Genomic DNA, 14,775 nt, shown 5'->3' with positions numbered 1-14,775 from the left:
TTACCAGTAGCGGGCGGTACGGTAGTACTTCTGGATGTGTTCGGTTACGCGGTAGCCCCTGGCGTCCGGTGCGGCCGGGGTTTGCTCCGGCTGCGGGGCCGCCTCGGCCGCCCCGCTTGCGGCGGCGGCCGCCAGCACACCGAGCGCGCCAGCCCCCCTGGCCGCCTTGAGGAAGGAGCGCCGGGATTCGTCGGGGGTGTCGGTGTCATGCTTGTCCATGTGTGCTCCGTCAGCCGCTCAGGCGGCCTCGCATGCGTCGTCGAGGGCGAAGGCTTGCGCCTCCAGGTCGAAAAATGCTTGTGCAAAATCGGCCACCAGGCGGTAGAAATTCGCCTCCGGGGCCGAGCGGATGTCGTGCAGGCAGCGCAGGTACCATGGCGCGATGTGGGTATGGAAAAATTGCTGCTGGTGTGCCAGCGGCTGAGCGGCGGCGTCCGACGCTCCCACGACCATCAGGCGCATCGCTTCGCACAAGGCGCCGAGGTGGTCTTCCATCTCGCGCTGTCCGGGCGCGCGCCCCAGTCCGAGGCGGGCGAGGTCGTCGCGCAAGGCGACCAGCGGCTTCTCGTTGATGAAGCCGGTCAGGTACAGCGAAGCGTAGGGATTGATCTTGGGCGTGCCGACGCTGATGAACAGCGCGTTGAATTCTGCGGCCACGGAAGCCTCGTCCACGACGCTGGCGCCAAGCACCAGCCGTTCCCACGCGCGGTCGAGCGGGTGGCCGGACTGGCCCACGATGGCGTCGGCGCGAGCCAGGGTCGAAAGCAGCGTCGCGTCGGGGGCAGCATGCAGCAGGCGGGCGAGCAGCGCGTACATGTCGGCCCTGGCCTGTTCTTCAGGCTCGGCCGCCATGCCAACGCTTGTGCCTGTTTCGAGCTGCCCTGCTATTGGCGGCTGCCTCACATGACCCCCTTGCCGTTATGGACACAGCCGAGTCTAAGCCGGTATGTATATCTTGTCTACCCCGCACGATTGCCGTGCAGGGTAGAATTTTCCACACGCCAGGCGGTACCTATTTGCCGGGGTTTGTCTTGTGCAGCGCGGCGAAATCGAAGCCGGCGACCGCCTTGGCGGAGAGCGTCCCGAGCCGGGTGTACAGGTCGAGGATGTTGTTCTGGTCGTCAGGATAGACCCGGTTCGACAGCAGCACATAGAAGGTGCCCGAGGCCGGGTCGATCCACAGGATGCAGCCAGTGAAGCCGGTATGGCCGTAGCTGCCGACCGGGAACAGCTTGCCGCGCGGGCGCGCGAACGGCGAGTCGATGTCCATGCCCATGCCGCGCAGCGCCACGATGCCCGGGCCGGTCTGCGCGGTCGTCATCAGGCGCACGCTGTCGCGCGACAGCACCCGCACGCCATCGAGCTCGCCGCCGGCCAGCAGCATGCGGGCGAAGCGGGCCAGGTCGTGTGCGGTGGTGAACAGCCCGGCCGAGCCAGCCACGCCCTCCATGCGGCGCGCGGTCGGGTCGTGCACCTCGCCCTGCAGGAGGCGCAGGCCGTCGCCCGGCAGGCGCTGGGTCGGCGCGATGCGGACCGCATCGAACGCCGCCAGCGGCACGAAGCCGCTGTCGCGCATGGCCAGCGGCGTAAAGATGCGCTCCCGCGCAAAGCGGTCGAGCGGCGTGCCCGAAACGCGCCGCACCAGTTCGCCAAGCAGGATGTAGTTCACGTCCGAATAGCGGAAAGCGCTGCCGGGCGCATCGGTCGGGGTGCGGCTGCAGGCCAGTTCGAGCGCGCGCGCCAGGCCCTGCCACGCCGGCATGGCCGGCAAGCCGGCCGGCAGGCCCGAGGTATGCGTCAGCAGGTGGCGCACGGTGATCGGGTCGCGACCCTGGCCCGCGCATTCGGGCAGGTAGCGCACCAGCGGGGCGTCGAGCGCGATGCGCCCGTCCTCGGCCAGCAGCAGCACCGACGGCGCCGTGGCGACGATCTTGGTCAGCGAGGCCGCATCGAACACGGTGGCTGGCGTGACCGCCGCCGCGCCCTCCTCATAACTGTAGCTGCCGAACGCCTTCTGGTAGGCCATGCCGGCGCGTTCCAGGTGGAAGACCGCGCCCGGCATGCGCCGTTCGCCGATCACGCTGTCGATCGCATGGTCGATCTGCGCGAAGCGCGCGGCGTCGAGCGGGGCGGTGCGCGGCGCGAGCACGGCGCAACCGGCAGTGCTAAGGACAATACACGCGCTGGCAGTCATGGCAATGGCACGGAGGAGCACCCTCATTGGCAGGTCGGCATCGGCAGGTCCAGTCGAAGATTGGCAGGTTTAACAATTGCCGGCTCCGGTGGACGAACACGGCGGTACCCGAAAAGCATAGATAGGTCGCGCCGCCAGGTCAAGGCCGGCGGCGCGGCGCCAGCCTAGGTGCCGTGCCTGGCCGCTTTGCTCAGCTCAGCGCCGCGACCGGCCGTCCGCGCCCGCGCTGCGCTGCGCCGCGCGCTTGTTCGCCTCGCTGATGGTCCAGTAATAAATGGTGCGGCCCTCGACCTCATCGACCCGCTCCGGCGGCCACTCGTCGCCCATGTCGAAGGCATGCGACACCACCCGCGTGCCGACCTTGAGCTGCTTCCACAACTGGGGCCGCAGGTCGCGGTTGACGCTGTTGAGCAAATACAGCGTCACCACGCTGGCGTTCGACAGGTCAGTCTTGAACAGGTCGCCGTTGACGAACTGGACCTTGCCTTCGACGCCGGCCTCGCGCGCGTTGTCGCGCGCTTCGCGGATGCGTCGCGGGTCGAGGTCGATGCCGATGCCGCGCGCGCCGTAGCGCTTGGCCGCCGTGATGACGATGCGGCCGTCGCCGCTGCCGAGGTCGTAGATCAGGTCGTCGGGCCTGACCTTGGCCAGGTCGAGCATGCGGTCGACCACCGGCTGGGGCGTCGGCACGAAAGGAACGTCCAGGCGCGGCGACTGGGCCCAGGCCTGCGCGGCGGCGCCACTGGCCAGCATGGCGATCAGCGCCAGCCGGGCAAGCAAGCCGGAGGGACGGTCGGTGCGATGTGGGGATCTCATGGCGGCTCCTTAAGAAAGTCTACAAAATTAAAGGGAAAGTGTCACGCCGCCCTGCTGCGGCCGGCAAAATGGAGCAGTACGCAGCCCAGCGCCAGCACGGCGACGCCGACCCATGCCGCGTTCCAGCCGCCCAGCGACTGGCTGTAAACATACGACAGGCGCGACCAGAGCATGTAGGCGCACATCGCACAGAACGCCAGCGGCACCAACGGGAACAGCGGCACGCGGAACGGCCGCGCCGTGGCCGGCTCGCGCACCCGCAGCACGAACAGCCACAGGCCGGCCAGCAGGAAGAACAGCCAGAACACGGGTGCGGTGAATTCGACCATCGACTTGAAGCCGCTGCCGCTCCAGGCGCCTGCCAGCACCAGCAGCAGCGCGGCGGCGCACTGGGCCCGCAGCGCGTTGGCGGGGGTGCCGCGGCGCGCGTCCCACACGGCGAGGCGGCGCAGCACCGGCCAGTCGCGCCCGGCCGCGTAGCTGCAGCGGGCGCCGACGATGATGGTGGCGTTGATCGAGGTCAGCGCGGCGATGGCGATGACCAGCGAGATGGTGGCGGCGCCGGGCGCGCCGAACGCCGCCCGCAGCAGGTCGGCGGCGACGGCGTCGGAACGGCTCATCGCGGCCATGCCAAGGCCCTTCCAGCAGGCCCAGGTCACCAGCAGGTACAGCGCGGTGATGATGAGCAGCGACAGCACCAGCGCGCGCACCATGTTGCGGCGCACGTCCAGCAGTTCGGCGCTCAGGCAGGCCGCTTCGTTCCAGCCGCCGTAGGTCAGCAGCACGAACACCATCGCCAGGCCGAACGACGCCGGCCAGGCCGGGGTGGCGGCCGCCGCGGTCTCTGCGGGCGGCGCGCCGCCGCCGGCGACCAGGAACAGCGCCGCGAACACGATCAGCGCCAGCCCGCTGACCTCGATCGTGGTCAGCCAGGCCTGGGCGAAGGTGCCCGTCCTGACGCTGCGAATGTTGAGCCACGACAGCGCGATGATGGCCAGCGCCGCATACGCCGCCGCCCCCATGGCGCGCCAGGGTCGCCCAGCGGCAGCACGCGCTGCATGTAGTCGCCGAACACGAAGCCGAGCAGCGCGATCGAGCCGGTGGCGATGACCGAAAAGCGGGCCCAGGCAAACAGGAAGGACACCTGGCGCCCGTAGGCCCGGTGCAGGAAATGATAGTCGCCGCCGACGTGCGCGTACGCGGTGCTCAGTTCGGCGTAGCAGAGCGCGCCGGCCACCGACATCAGCCCGCCCAGCGCCCAGGCGGCGAACATCCAGCCGGCCTGGCCGGTCAGGCCCGCGACCAGCGAGGGCGCCTTGAAGATGCCGGCGCCGATGACCACGCCGATGATCAGCGCGACGGCCTCGGCCAGCCCGATCACCGCGCGCGGCGCGGCGCCGCCGGGCTGGATGTCAGCTTGCGGATCGGGGGGCATTCTGGCCATTGGGAAGCACAGCGCAAAAGTCGGGGTCCAGGTAGGACGGACCTGCGCTCGCTCCGTTTTGGCATTCGGTGCCGCGCTTGAGGCATCTCAACGATGCCTGCGCGGACCGCTTATTTCGAGAACGTATCTCCGAAGAAGTCGTCCTTGTTCCAGGCCGGGCGCACCGGCGCATCGGCGATCTCGCGCGCAATGTTGTAATTGAGCTGGGCGAAACGCGCGGCGGCGTCGTAGTTGATCGGCTGGGTCAGGTCGTCGTTCGGCTGGTGGTAGCGTTTGGTCAGGAACTCGTTCCACAGCTTGCCCGGATTCTCGTCCTTGCGCGCCGAGCCCATGCCGGTGGCGAGGAAGATCGACGGGATCCCCTGGCGCACGAACATGTAGTGGTCGGAACGGGTGAACAGGCCCATCTCCGGCCACGGGTCGGGAATCAGGTCCATGCCCATCTTCTTCAGCGCGCGCGTGGCGGTGCCCTTCAGGGTCGAGTGCTCGGCGCCGAACGCCATCACATTATTGAAGTCGTATACAAGCAGCGGCATGTCGAGGTTGACATTGGCGACGATCGAGCCGCGCGGCACGGTCGGGTTGGTGGCAAAGTAGTCGGCCCCCAGCAATCCCTTTTCCTCGCCGGTGACGGCGACGAACAGGATCGAGCGTTTCGGCTGCACGCCCGATGCGGTGAACAGGCGCGCAGCTTCGATCAGCGTCGCCACGCCGGTGCTGTTGTCCATGGCGCCGTTGAAAATATTGTCGCCGCTGCGTTCCTTGACCTGCCCGAGGTGGTCGAGGTGGGCGGTGAACACCACGTACTCGTTCTTAAGCACCGGGTCGCTGCCCTCGATCATGCCGGCCACGTTGCTGCTGCTGACCTCGGAGCGCAGGCTCTTCTTAAACATGCGCATCGACATGTTCAGGTCCAGGTGCGGGACCGGCCGGTTGGCGGTGGCCAGCGCATAGATATCGTCGAGCCGCAGGTCGACCTGCGAGAACAGTTTCTTCGATGCGGGAATGCTGAGGCTGACCCGGTTCTGCATGCTCGCCACTTCGCGCGCCGGCGTGCCGTCGGCCTGCACCCAGCTCATCGCCGGGATGTGGCGGTAGTCCTTGTTCTTCGAGAACGGCGCGGCTTTTTCGGCCACCGGGGTCTGCAGGGTGACCATGCCGACCGCCCCATGCTGCACCGCCAGGCCGCGCTTGTGGTCGCCGCTGGCGAAGTGGGCGCCCTCTTCGGTCGGGAAACTGCCCGGCTTGCCGGCCAGCACCACCACAATCTTGCCCTTGACATCGATGTTGGCGTAATCGTTATGGCCGAGGCGAGCTGCCTGGATGCCGTAGCCGACGAACACCAGCGGCGCCGTCACCTCCGACTGGTCTTCCAGCAGGCTGCCGCTGACCGCGTAATCGTCGAGCCAGGCCAGCGTCTCGGTGCCGCGCGCCGTGCGCAGCTCGACCACCGGCGACTCCTGCACCAGGTGCGTCGCGCGCAGCGGCACGTGCTGCAGGTAGCCATCCTTGTCGCCCTTCGGCTTGACGCCGTACTGGAGGAATTGCGACGCCACATAGCGGGCCGCGATGTCGTAGCCGCGGCTGCCGGTCTCGCGGCCCTCGAGCAGGTCATCGGCCAGGAAGCTCAGGTGGGCGCGGATCATGTTCTTGTCGGCAACGGCTGCGGCGCCGGCGCTGCAACTGGCGGCCAGCGCCAGCATGCCGCCGGCAAGGATCAGTCGGTGTTTTAGCACGGGTATTTCCTCGGGGATTCGGGTGTGGATCGGAGCCTCACTCTAGCAGAAGCCCGGAGTCGATGGTGCTGCATCGCAACGTATCGGCAAACGTGCGGCGCTTGCCATTTTAGTATTGACGGTAGAAGATAGGCGGCATGAAAAATACGACTCGATTCGGCGCCGTGCGATTCGGCGCGCTTGCCCTGCTGTTCGGCCTGGCGGCCTGCAGTGGCGTTTCCGCTAACGGCGACTCGCCCGCGGCAGCGGCCCCGGCCGGCCAGATGCACCAGGGATTGTGGCAAAAGATCCAGGCAGAAATTGGCAGCGCCGCCTGCGACAACGGCGGCCAGTGCCGCACCATGCCTGTCGGACACAAATCCTGTGGCGGTCCCGAGGGCTATGCAGCCTATTCGACCAAATCGGGCGACAGCAAGCGCCTGATGGCCCTGGGTGAGCAGTACGCGGCGGCCCGCAAGGCTGAAAACGAACGTAGCGGGATGCTGTCCAATTGCATGATGGAAAGCGACCCGGGCGCGTCCTGCGTGGCCAGCCGTTGCGTGCTCAACAAGGGAGGGGCCGGCGTCAGCGTCGAATAGCTTGCAAGGCCGGCAAGCCCGCCACAGTTGGCGGCGTGCATGCACACGGTTGCATGCACGATTTCGCTCTCGTCCGTGTATGATGGAAGGTCTGTGAACATGGAGGAGGATCACCATGAACCAACGCCGCTCATTCCTTAAAAGCTCAGTCGTCCTGGCGTCTGCCCTCAGCGTCCCGGCTTTTGCCCGCGCCACCCAAACCACCAAAGTCGAGCCAGTCGAGCGCACCGTGCGCTTGTACAACACGCACACCGGTGAAAGCCTGCGCAGCATTTTCTGGGCCGAAGGCCAGTACGTGCCCGACGCGCTGAAGGACATCAACAAGCTGTTGCGCGATCACCGCAGCAACACCATTTCGCAGATCGATCCGCAGCTGCTGATGCTGCTCGACCGTGTGTCGGACAAATTCGGCGGTACCGATGTGCTGCACGTCATTTCCGGCTACCGTTCGCCCGAGACCAACCGCAAGCTGGCAGCGGCCAGCGGCGGCGTGGCCAGGCACAGCATGCACCTGGAAGGCAAGGCGATCGACATCCGCATGCCGGGCCGCGACCTGGCGCAGCTGCACAAGGCGGCACTGGCCGTGCGTGGCGGTGGCGTCGGCTACTATCCGAGCTCGCAATTCGTGCACATGGACACAGGCCGGGTCCGTACCTGGTAGCAATCGGGGGCTGAACTTGGCCCCCGGACCTGGGTCTAATGGTCTTTGCTAACCACACCGGGTGTAGGCAATGCACAGCCATGGGCCGCAGGCCCACCTTGTCCAGTTCTACGAGAACGAACGTTTCCTCATTGCCGGGCTGGCCGATTTTATCGGCGCAGCCCTGTCCGGCGGCGATAAAGGCATCGTGATCGCCGCGCGCAATCACCTCGACCAGCTGGAAAACACGCTGGCCCAGCGCGGCCTGCTCGGCGGCGACACCGCGCACAACTACATCCCCATCGACGCCAACCACATGCTGCCGCTGTTCATGGCGAACGGCCTGCCGGACCAGACCTGGCCGGGCAGCCCCTGCACGCCTGACCAGCCCACCCCGCAGCTGTGCGCCGGGCACAGGCGCGAACGCCGTACACTTGGCAAATGTTTAAACACTTGCTCCCTGCCGCCGCCGTTGCCGCGCTCGCGTGGAGCAGCGGCCTGCCCGCGTTCGCGGCCCGGGATGGCAAGGCGCAGGCAGGACCCATCGCAACCGTGCACGTCCCGTACGTGCGCGACCCGGTCGACAAGTCCTACCGCAAGATGATCAGGGGCATGGACCGGTTCGTCCGCGACCGCGGCTACGCGCCTGCCGCCACCTTGCGCTTCCGCCTGCTGCCGCGCCTGCCGAATGCCAAAATGGACGACATCAGCTTGCGCGTCGCGGGCGACAACATCACCTTGCCGGTAAAACTTGCCCCCGACAACAGCTTTATCCTGGAACGCAATGAACAGGCGCTGCGCGAAGACGCGGCGGTCGTCGCCAACCGCAAGTCGACCAGCATGACCTGGCGCGCCTGGGTCCAGACCCCCGGCCTGCCGGAAGGCACGCGCCGCCTTGGCGACCTGCGCCTCGAATGCCGGGTCGGCATGGACTCCGGCCTGATCTCGAATACGTCGCCGATGTTCGCCTGGCTGACCAATGCGCTGACCGACACCGAGCAGGTATGTTCCTCGGAGGACGGCAACTATCTGTTCTTTGCCGGGAGGCCGGTGTTCAGCGTCACCTTGCGCCACGGCGCCCGCAGCGAAGTGCTGCCGTTCAAGCTGCTGTACGCGGGCGGCAATGAAACACGGGAATCGCTGCCCTTCTGCGACTGCCAGGTGCTGCTCGACCGCAGCTACTACGCGCCGCTCTGGGACAAGTCCTGGCCCGACGACACCATGGTCGAATTCGCGTACATGGAAGAACCGGCGGGAGCGCCGCCATGACTACCCAGTGCGTCCGCCTGCTGCCGGTGCTGTGCGCCGTGCTGCTGGGCGCCTGCGCCAGCGCCCCGCCGCCTCCCGGCACGGTGGTCGCCCCGGCCCGTTTTTCGCAGGCGGTCATTGCCGGCGTCACCACCCGGGCCGAACTGCTTGCGGCCCTCGGCAACACCAAAGCCATCGTGTTCGACAGCGGCTACGAAGCCTGGCTCTACCTGTCGCCGGCCGGTGCCGATCGCTACACCGAGTTCGTGGTGCTGGTCGGCCCCGACGGCGTGGTCAGGAAGACGCGCCGGCGCGATCCCTGAGTGCCAGGCCCCATCCCGGCAATTTCTCCTAAGCATGTTATTCTTTCACGATAGGTGCGAGTGCAAGCGCCAACCCGTGAAGACATGAATAACGCCGCGCCCGCCCGCAATACGATTCCCATCCTCGCAGTCACCCAGGTCATTGCCTGGGGCACCTTGTACTACGCGTTCGCGATTCTCGCCGGCGATATCCAGCGCGAACTCGGCTGGCGTGCCGAGCTCGTGTTCGGCGCTTTCTCGTGGTGCCTGCTGGTCGGCGGGCTGGTGTCGGCGCCGGTCGGCATGCTGCTCGACCGGTTCGGGGGCCGCTTCGTGATGGGGGCCGGGTCGCTGGCCTGCGGCCTCGGCTTCATCGTCCTCAGCCAGGCGCGCGACGTGCCGACCTACTACCTGGCGTGGACCATGCTCGGGATGTCGATGGCGGCAACCTTGTATGAAGCGGCCTTCGCCGCCATCAACCACCAATACGGACTGTCCGCGCGCAAGGCCATTTCCACCCTGACCCTGTTCGGCGGCTTTGCCAGCACCGTGTTCTGGCCGCTGACGCTCAAGCTCAATACCCTGATCGGCTGGCGCGAGACCTACCTGTGGTACGCCGCGCTCCAGCTGTGCGTGTGCCTGCCGCTGCACCTGATGCTGAGCGGCAGCGCGCCACGCCACGCGCAAGCCGTCCGCACGCCGGGCGCGCGCGCCGACTTCACGTTGAAGGAAGCGCTGCGCCACCCGGCGTTCTGGACGCTGGCCTTCGCGTTTTCGGCCAACAGCTTCATTTTCTCGGCCCTGTCGGTGCACCTGATCCCGATCCTGCAGCACTTCGGCCACCCGATCGCCACCGTCGTCTTCATGGCGGCGCTGATCGGGCCGATGCAGGTGGCCGGGCGGATCGGCGAAATGACGATCGGGCGCGGCCTGATGCCGCAGACCGTCGGCAAGATCACCTTTGCGCTGCTGCCCGCGGCCCTGCTGGCCTTGCTGTTCTTCGGGACCCGGCAATGGGCGATGGCCTTGTTCTGCACCTTGTACGGCTTATCCAACGGTATCCTGACCATCGTGCGCGGCACCGTTCCGCAGGCCATGTTCGGCAGCAGGAACTACGGCGCGATCTCCGGCGCGATGGCGGGCCCGTCGATGCTGTCGAAAGCCGCCGGGCCGCTGGCGGTGGCTGCCCTCATCCAGCACAACCCCTCGCCCGTATTATTGTTCAGCGTGCTGTTTGCCTTCGCCGTCGCGTCACTGATGTGCTACCTGATGGCGGTCCGCACCACGCCCCACCTCGCCCACGATGTTCCCAGCCCGACCTGAATGGAAACCCCGCCCATGAAACGCTGCGCCCTTGCCCTGATTACCTTTCTTTCCGCCAGCACCGCGTGCGCCCAGCAGCTGTCGCCGGTCGAGGAGCGCATCGTCGCCGAAGTCCGGGCGCGCTCGGCCGCGGCGCTGGGCCTGCTCGAACGCAGCGTCAACATCAACAGCGGCACCATGAACCATGCCGGCGTGCGCGCCGTGGGCAAGGTGTTCCGCACCGAGCTCGACCAGTTGGGCTTCAAGACGCGCTGGATCGACATGCCGGCCGCGATGCAGCGCGCCGGCCACCTGGTCGCCACGCGTGAAGGCAGCCAGGGCAAGCGCCTGCTGCTGCTCGGCCACCTCGACACCGTCTTCGAGCCCGACAGCCCGGTGCAGAAGTGGCAGCTCAACGGCGACCGGGTCAGCGGCCAGGGCGTGTCCGATATGAAGGGCGGCAACGTCGTCGTCATCGAGGCCTTGCGCGCCCTGCACAAGGCCGGCGCGCTCGACAACACGAATATCGCCGTCATGTTCACCGGCGACGAAGAAGATGCGGGCGATCCGAAGGACGTCTCGCGCGCCGACATGATTGCGCTGGCGAAAAGGAGCGATATCGCGCTGGCCTTCGAGGGTACCGTGCTCGACAAGGAAGGGCGCGCCACCGCCACCGTCGGGCGCCGTTCATCGTCCGGCTTCGCACTCGAAGTGCACGGCAAACAAGGGCATTCGTCGGGCATCTTCAGCGAGCGCGCCGGCTACGGCGCAGTCTACGAGGCCGCGCGCATCCTCGATGGCTTCCGCCAGCACGTCATCGAGCCGGACCTGACCTTCAATCCCGGCGTGATTCTCGGCGGCACCCAGGTCGGCTACGACGACACCGGCTCGCGCGGCACCGCGTTCGGCAAGACCAACGTGATCGCCAACGCCGTCACCGTCAAGGGCGACCTGCGCTACCTCGACACGGTCCAGCGCGACCGCGCCCACGAGAAAATGCGCGCCATCGTCGCGCAAAGCCTGCCGGGCACCAGCGCCAGCATCACCTTCGACGAATCCTACCCGCCGATGGCGGTCACGGCCGGCAACCTGAAGGTGCTTGAACTGTACTCCCAGGCCAGCGACGACGCCGGCCTCGGCGCCATTGCCGCCGTGCCGGCCGGCCTGCGCGGCGCCGGCGACATCCAGTTCGTGGCGCCCTACGTCGACAGCCTCGACGGTATCGGCGCTACCGGCAGCGGCGCCCATTCGCCGTCCGAAGACCTGGAGCTGGCGTCGATCGAGCGCGCGGCGATCCGCACCGCCATCTTTATCTACCGCTTGACGCGCTGACCGTCGACGCGGCCAAAGGCCGCGTCATTTCCGCGACGCCTGCCGCCAAAAAAGCGGTAAACTGGCTGCTGGACACAGCTTCCATCCTGCCCTACGGAGAACCAGATGCTGATCGATCGTGTGCGCTTCATCCTGCTGTCGTTTGCGTTTTCCCTGCTGGCCGCATGCGGCGGCGGTGGCGGCGATCCGGACGATCCGCCGCCGGCCGGCACGGCCAGCCTGGCCGTCACCCTGGCGGGACTGCCTTCAGGCGTCACCAGCCCGGTCAAGCTCACCGGTCCCTCCGGCTATTCGCGCGACATCACCCAGACCACCACCCTGAGCGGCCTTGTCGCTGGCAACTACACCGTCAGCGCATCGAACGTGGTCAGCGGCGGCACCACCTACGCCCCTGTGCCGGCGCAACAGACGGTGGCCGTTGCCGCCGGCGTCAACACCACGGTCACGGTCAACTACACTGCAGCCACGCTGGCGCTCGGCCTGCGCGAGGTCGCCCGCGTCGAGAATGCCGTCTTCGTGGCCGCGCCCGAAGGCGACGACCGCCTGTTCATCGTCGACCGCGGCGGCCGCATCCTCATCCTGCGCGACGGCCGCATGCTGACCCAGCCCTTCCTCGACATCTCCGGGCGTATCAACATGCAGGGCGAAGGCGGCCTGCTGTCGATGGCCTTCCACCCGCAGTTCAGCACCAACGGCCAGTTCTTCGTCTATTTCACCGACTTCGACCGCAATATCGTCGTCGACCGCTATACCGTCTCGCTTAACCGCGACGTCGCCAACGCCACCTCGGCGCTGCAGATCATCGGCATCCCGCACGCCGCCTTCACCAACCACTACGGCGGACTGGCCGCGTTCGGCCCGGACGGCTTCCTGTACCTGGGCACCGGCGACGGCGGCGGCGCCGGCGATCCGCAGCGCAACGGCCAGAACCTCGGTTCGCTGCTGGGCAAGATGCTGCGGCTGGACGTCAACAACGCCACCGCCGCCCGGCGCTACGTGATCCCGCCGAGCAATCCCTACATTAACCAGACCGGGCGCCGCGCCGAGATCTGGGCCAGCGGCCTGCGCAACCCGTGGCGCTTCGCCTTCGATACGAGCGGCCTGTACATCGCCGACGCCGGCCAGGACCGGCGCGAGGAAGTCAACCTCGCCACCCTGTCGCAGGGGGCGCTGAACTACGGCTGGAACCTGATGGAAGGCACCTTGTGCTTCGGCACCGCCACCTGCAACCAGGCGGCACTGACCTTGCCGGCCTACGAATACGACCACGGCACCAACGACATCAACGGCTGCTCGATCATCGGCGGCTACGTCTACCGCGGCCAGGCGATCCCCGAGCTGGCCGGGCGCTACTTCTACTCGGACTTCTGCGGCGGCTACCTGAAGAGCCTGCAGGCTACCGGCACCGGCAACGGCGTGCGCGAGCCGGTGGACTGGAACATCCCCGTCATCGGCAACGTCGTTTCCTTCGGCCGCGACGCCGACGGCGAACTGTACATCGTCGGCGCGGATGGCCGGGTGCATAAAATTATCCGGACTTCCGCGCCGGCAAGCTAAAATTGACTCCGCACAACTGCAAGAGACCCACATGGCCCGTCTGCACCTGGATTTTCCCGAAGACCAGTATTACTACACAACACCGCTGACCGTCAGGGTCACCGACATCAACGCCGGCAACCACCTCGGCAACGATTCGATGATCTCGATGATTTCCGAGGCACGCGCGCGCTTCCTGTTCGAATTCGGCGTGCCCGAGACCGAGCGCGACGGCACCGGCATCATCGTCACCGACCTGGCCACCACCTACCGCGCCGAAGCGCACGCGCGCGACCAGCTGCTGTTCGAAGTGGGCGTCATGGACTTCAACAAATACGGCGGCGACATCACCTTCCGGGTCACCCGTCCCAGGGACAAGGTGCTGGTCGCCATGGCCAAGTCCGGCTTTGTCTTCTTCAACTACAAGACCAGCCAGGTGGTCGCCATGCCGGAAGAATTCCGCAACAAGTTCAGCCGGGTCAACTGGATCGACTAGCCCGTCCACGCCATCGCCGTAAAAATAACTGGAACTTTTTGGCCGCGAGCCGGGAATACAGTTAAAGAAGACGACGATGACCACCACCCCCACCCCCATCCCCGACGCCGAACTGCTGCGCCAGATGCGCAGCGGGACGGCGGCCGCCTTCCAGGCGCTGTACCGGCGCCACCAGGGCCCGCTCTACCGCTTCGCCGTGCTGCGCAGCGGTTCGCCCGACACGGCTGCCGACGTGGTACAGGAAGTCTTCATGGGCGTGCTAACCGACGCCCTGCGCTTCGACCCGCTGCGCGGCCAGCTCCAGCATTTCCTGTTCGGCGTGGCGCGCAAGCTGATCCTCAGGCACGAACAGGCGCGCGGCCGCACCGGCAGCCTGCCCGAAACCGGGGACGGCGACGAGGACGCCGATGGCGACAGCAACGCCGAACCGCTGGCGCGCATGCTGAGCAACGAACTGGCTGACGACGTGCGCCGCGCGCTGGCCCAGCTGGCGCCGCACTACCGCGACGCGCTCATCCTCTATGAAATGCACGACCTGTCCTACCAGGAGATCGCCGCGATCTGCCAGGTGGACATCGGGACGGTCCGTTCGCGCCTGTCGCGCGGCCGCGCCCTGCTCGCTAAACGGCTGGGCGCGCACCACCCCGGCACCATCAACGCCTGAGCATTGGAGAACATATGGATACCCGCAACGACGGCCTCGACGGCCCACTCGGCACCCTGCGCAACGCGATGGACGACATCGACGCCCCGCGCTGCGTCGAGAAAGAACTGATGGCCGCATTCGCCCGGCAGCATGTGCGTACCCGCTGGCACCAGCGTATCCCGCGCCTGGCGTTCGCCGGCGCCGGTGCTGTGGCGATGCTGGCCGTGGCCGCCATCGTGGTCCTCAAAGCGCCGCTTCGCGCGGCCGACGGACTGCTCCAACGCGACGAAGCCGGTTTTTTCATCGCGCTCGAATCGCTCGAACGCATCGAAAGCGAACCGAACCCGCGCATGATCGAAACCGAGGTGCCGCGCATGGAACTGGCCAGCCTCGGCGTGCCGGTCACGCCTGAAAACGCGGGCGACACCGTGCTCGCGGAAATGCTGGTCAGCGCCGACGGCGACCCGCTGGCGCTGCGGCTGACATCGACCGAATAACCACCCCA

Annotated in this window: 18 protein-coding genes; 11 read left to right on the top strand and 7 right to left on the bottom strand. The window is 67.1% G+C overall.

Features of this window, described 5'->3' with window-relative positions:
- The 7 genes from HHL21_RS17030 to HHL21_RS17005 all read right to left on the bottom strand — a co-directional run bounded on the left by HHL21_RS17030 (position 1) and on the right by HHL21_RS17005 (position 6,190).
- A complete protein-coding gene (locus HHL21_RS17030) occupies positions 1–219 on the bottom strand; it encodes a formate dehydrogenase (protein ID WP_169468037.1) in 219 nt (72 codons plus the stop codon).
- An 18-nt stretch (positions 220–237) separates the two neighbouring features.
- Positions 238–852: a TorD/DmsD family molecular chaperone gene (locus HHL21_RS17025; protein WP_169468035.1), complete on the bottom strand. Its 615-nt coding sequence runs from the start codon at positions 850–852 to the stop codon at positions 238–240.
- Positions 853–1,012: 160 nt separating this feature from the next.
- On the bottom strand, positions 1,013–2,221 hold the full coding sequence (locus HHL21_RS17020) for a serine hydrolase domain-containing protein (RefSeq protein WP_229496526.1): 1,209 nt from the start codon (positions 2,219–2,221) through the stop codon (positions 1,013–1,015).
- Positions 2,222–2,389: 168 nt separating this feature from the next.
- Positions 2,390–3,010 carry an SAM-dependent methyltransferase gene (locus tag HHL21_RS17015; protein WP_169468031.1) on the bottom strand — a complete coding sequence of 207 codons (621 nt, stop codon included), beginning with the start codon at positions 3,008–3,010 and terminating at the stop codon, positions 2,390–2,392.
- Positions 3,011–3,051: 41 nt separating this feature from the next.
- Positions 3,052–4,032, bottom strand: coding sequence for an APC family permease (locus HHL21_RS17010; protein ID WP_267874098.1), 981 nt, complete (start codon positions 4,030–4,032; stop codon positions 3,052–3,054).
- Positions 3,936–4,454: an amino acid permease gene (locus tag HHL21_RS21955; RefSeq protein WP_267874097.1), complete on the bottom strand. Its 519-nt coding sequence runs from the start codon at positions 4,452–4,454 to the stop codon at positions 3,936–3,938. Before HHL21_RS21955 ends, HHL21_RS17010 begins: the two co-directional genes overlap by 97 nt.
- A gap of 110 nt (positions 4,455–4,564) precedes the next feature.
- Entirely contained in the window at positions 4,565–6,190 is a 1,626-nt protein-coding gene (locus tag HHL21_RS17005) for a M28 family metallopeptidase (protein ID WP_169468029.1), read from the bottom strand.
- Positions 6,191–6,327: 137 nt separating this feature from the next.
- Here HHL21_RS17005 and HHL21_RS17000 point away from each other — a divergent pair, with 137 nt between their 5' ends.
- The 11 genes from HHL21_RS17000 (at position 6,328) to HHL21_RS16950 (ending at position 14,767) form a co-directional block, all read left to right on the top strand.
- Complete coding sequence (locus HHL21_RS17000) at positions 6,328–6,768, top strand: hypothetical protein (RefSeq protein ID WP_169468027.1); 441 nt, start codon at positions 6,328–6,330, stop codon at positions 6,766–6,768.
- Positions 6,769–6,883: 115 nt separating this feature from the next.
- Entirely contained in the window at positions 6,884–7,429 is a 546-nt protein-coding gene (gene mepK / locus HHL21_RS16995; RefSeq protein ID WP_169468025.1) for a peptidoglycan L,D-endopeptidase MepK, read from the top strand.
- A 70-nt stretch (positions 7,430–7,499) separates the two neighbouring features.
- Complete coding sequence (locus tag HHL21_RS16990; protein WP_169468023.1) at positions 7,500–8,012, top strand: DEAD/DEAH box helicase family protein; 513 nt, start codon at positions 7,500–7,502, stop codon at positions 8,010–8,012.
- On the top strand, positions 7,961–8,677 hold the full coding sequence (locus HHL21_RS16985; RefSeq protein ID WP_370659749.1) for a hypothetical protein: 717 nt from the start codon (positions 7,961–7,963) through the stop codon (positions 8,675–8,677). Before HHL21_RS16990 ends, HHL21_RS16985 begins: the two co-directional genes overlap by 52 nt.
- Positions 8,674–8,979 (top strand): hypothetical protein, encoded by a 306-nt coding sequence (locus HHL21_RS16980; protein WP_169468021.1) that lies wholly within the window; start codon positions 8,674–8,676, stop codon positions 8,977–8,979. The genes HHL21_RS16985 and HHL21_RS16980 overlap by 4 nt, the downstream gene beginning before the upstream one ends.
- 60 nt (positions 8,980–9,039) lie before the next feature.
- Complete coding sequence (locus HHL21_RS16975; RefSeq protein WP_370659748.1) at positions 9,040–10,281, top strand: MFS transporter; 1,242 nt, start codon at positions 9,040–9,042, stop codon at positions 10,279–10,281.
- Between the two features lie 15 nt (positions 10,282–10,296).
- On the top strand, positions 10,297–11,592 hold the full coding sequence (locus HHL21_RS16970; protein ID WP_169468019.1) for a M20/M25/M40 family metallo-hydrolase: 1,296 nt from the start codon (positions 10,297–10,299) through the stop codon (positions 11,590–11,592).
- A gap of 105 nt (positions 11,593–11,697) precedes the next feature.
- On the top strand, positions 11,698–13,149 hold the full coding sequence (locus tag HHL21_RS16965; RefSeq protein WP_169468017.1) for a PQQ-dependent sugar dehydrogenase: 1,452 nt from the start codon (positions 11,698–11,700) through the stop codon (positions 13,147–13,149).
- Positions 13,150–13,180: 31 nt separating this feature from the next.
- Complete coding sequence (locus HHL21_RS16960; protein ID WP_169468015.1) at positions 13,181–13,624, top strand: thioesterase family protein; 444 nt, start codon at positions 13,181–13,183, stop codon at positions 13,622–13,624.
- Positions 13,625–13,700: 76 nt separating this feature from the next.
- On the top strand, positions 13,701–14,288 hold the full coding sequence (locus HHL21_RS16955) for an RNA polymerase sigma factor (RefSeq protein WP_169468013.1): 588 nt from the start codon (positions 13,701–13,703) through the stop codon (positions 14,286–14,288).
- A 14-nt stretch (positions 14,289–14,302) separates the two neighbouring features.
- A complete protein-coding gene (locus HHL21_RS16950) occupies positions 14,303–14,767 on the top strand; it encodes a hypothetical protein (RefSeq protein WP_169468011.1) in 465 nt (154 codons plus the stop codon).
- Positions 14,768–14,775 lie beyond the last annotated feature (8 nt).

Origin of the sequence: Massilia polaris, from assembly GCF_012927275.1 — a bacterium.
Classification (GTDB): Bacteria; Pseudomonadota; Gammaproteobacteria; order Burkholderiales; family Burkholderiaceae_D; genus Telluria_A; species Telluria_A polaris.
This window is presented reverse-complemented; position numbering and strand designations above follow the sequence as displayed.

Excerpts from the sequence above, each read along its gene's own strand:
- HHL21_RS17030 (WP_169468037.1), bottom strand. The coding sequence starts at position 219 with ATGGACAAGCATGACACCGACACCCCCGACGAATCCCGGCGCTCCTTC.
- HHL21_RS21955 (WP_267874097.1), bottom strand. The coding sequence starts at position 4,454 with ATGGCCAGAATGCCCCCCGATCCGCAAGCTGACATCCAGCCCGGCGGC.
- mepK (WP_169468025.1), top strand. The coding sequence starts at position 6,884 with ATGAACCAACGCCGCTCATTCCTTAAAAGCTCAGTCGTCCTGGCGTCT.
- HHL21_RS17020 (WP_229496526.1), bottom strand. The coding sequence starts at position 2,221 with ATGAGGGTGCTCCTCCGTGCCATTGCCATGACTGCCAGCGCGTGTATT.
- HHL21_RS16950 (WP_169468011.1), top strand. The coding sequence starts at position 14,303 with ATGGATACCCGCAACGACGGCCTCGACGGCCCACTCGGCACCCTGCGC.
- HHL21_RS17015 (WP_169468031.1), bottom strand. The coding sequence starts at position 3,010 with ATGAGATCCCCACATCGCACCGACCGTCCCTCCGGCTTGCTTGCCCGG.
- HHL21_RS17000 (WP_169468027.1), top strand. The coding sequence starts at position 6,328 with ATGAAAAATACGACTCGATTCGGCGCCGTGCGATTCGGCGCGCTTGCC.
- HHL21_RS16965 (WP_169468017.1), top strand. The coding sequence starts at position 11,698 with ATGCTGATCGATCGTGTGCGCTTCATCCTGCTGTCGTTTGCGTTTTCC.
- HHL21_RS17010 (WP_267874098.1), bottom strand. The coding sequence starts at position 4,032 with ATGGGGGCGGCGGCGTATGCGGCGCTGGCCATCATCGCGCTGTCGTGG.
- HHL21_RS16960 (WP_169468015.1), top strand. The coding sequence starts at position 13,181 with ATGGCCCGTCTGCACCTGGATTTTCCCGAAGACCAGTATTACTACACA.
- HHL21_RS16980 (WP_169468021.1), top strand. The coding sequence starts at position 8,674 with ATGACTACCCAGTGCGTCCGCCTGCTGCCGGTGCTGTGCGCCGTGCTG.
- HHL21_RS16990 (WP_169468023.1), top strand. The coding sequence starts at position 7,500 with ATGCACAGCCATGGGCCGCAGGCCCACCTTGTCCAGTTCTACGAGAAC.
- HHL21_RS17025 (WP_169468035.1), bottom strand. The coding sequence starts at position 852 with ATGGCGGCCGAGCCTGAAGAACAGGCCAGGGCCGACATGTACGCGCTG.
- HHL21_RS16955 (WP_169468013.1), top strand. The coding sequence starts at position 13,701 with ATGACCACCACCCCCACCCCCATCCCCGACGCCGAACTGCTGCGCCAG.
- HHL21_RS16970 (WP_169468019.1), top strand. The coding sequence starts at position 10,297 with ATGAAACGCTGCGCCCTTGCCCTGATTACCTTTCTTTCCGCCAGCACC.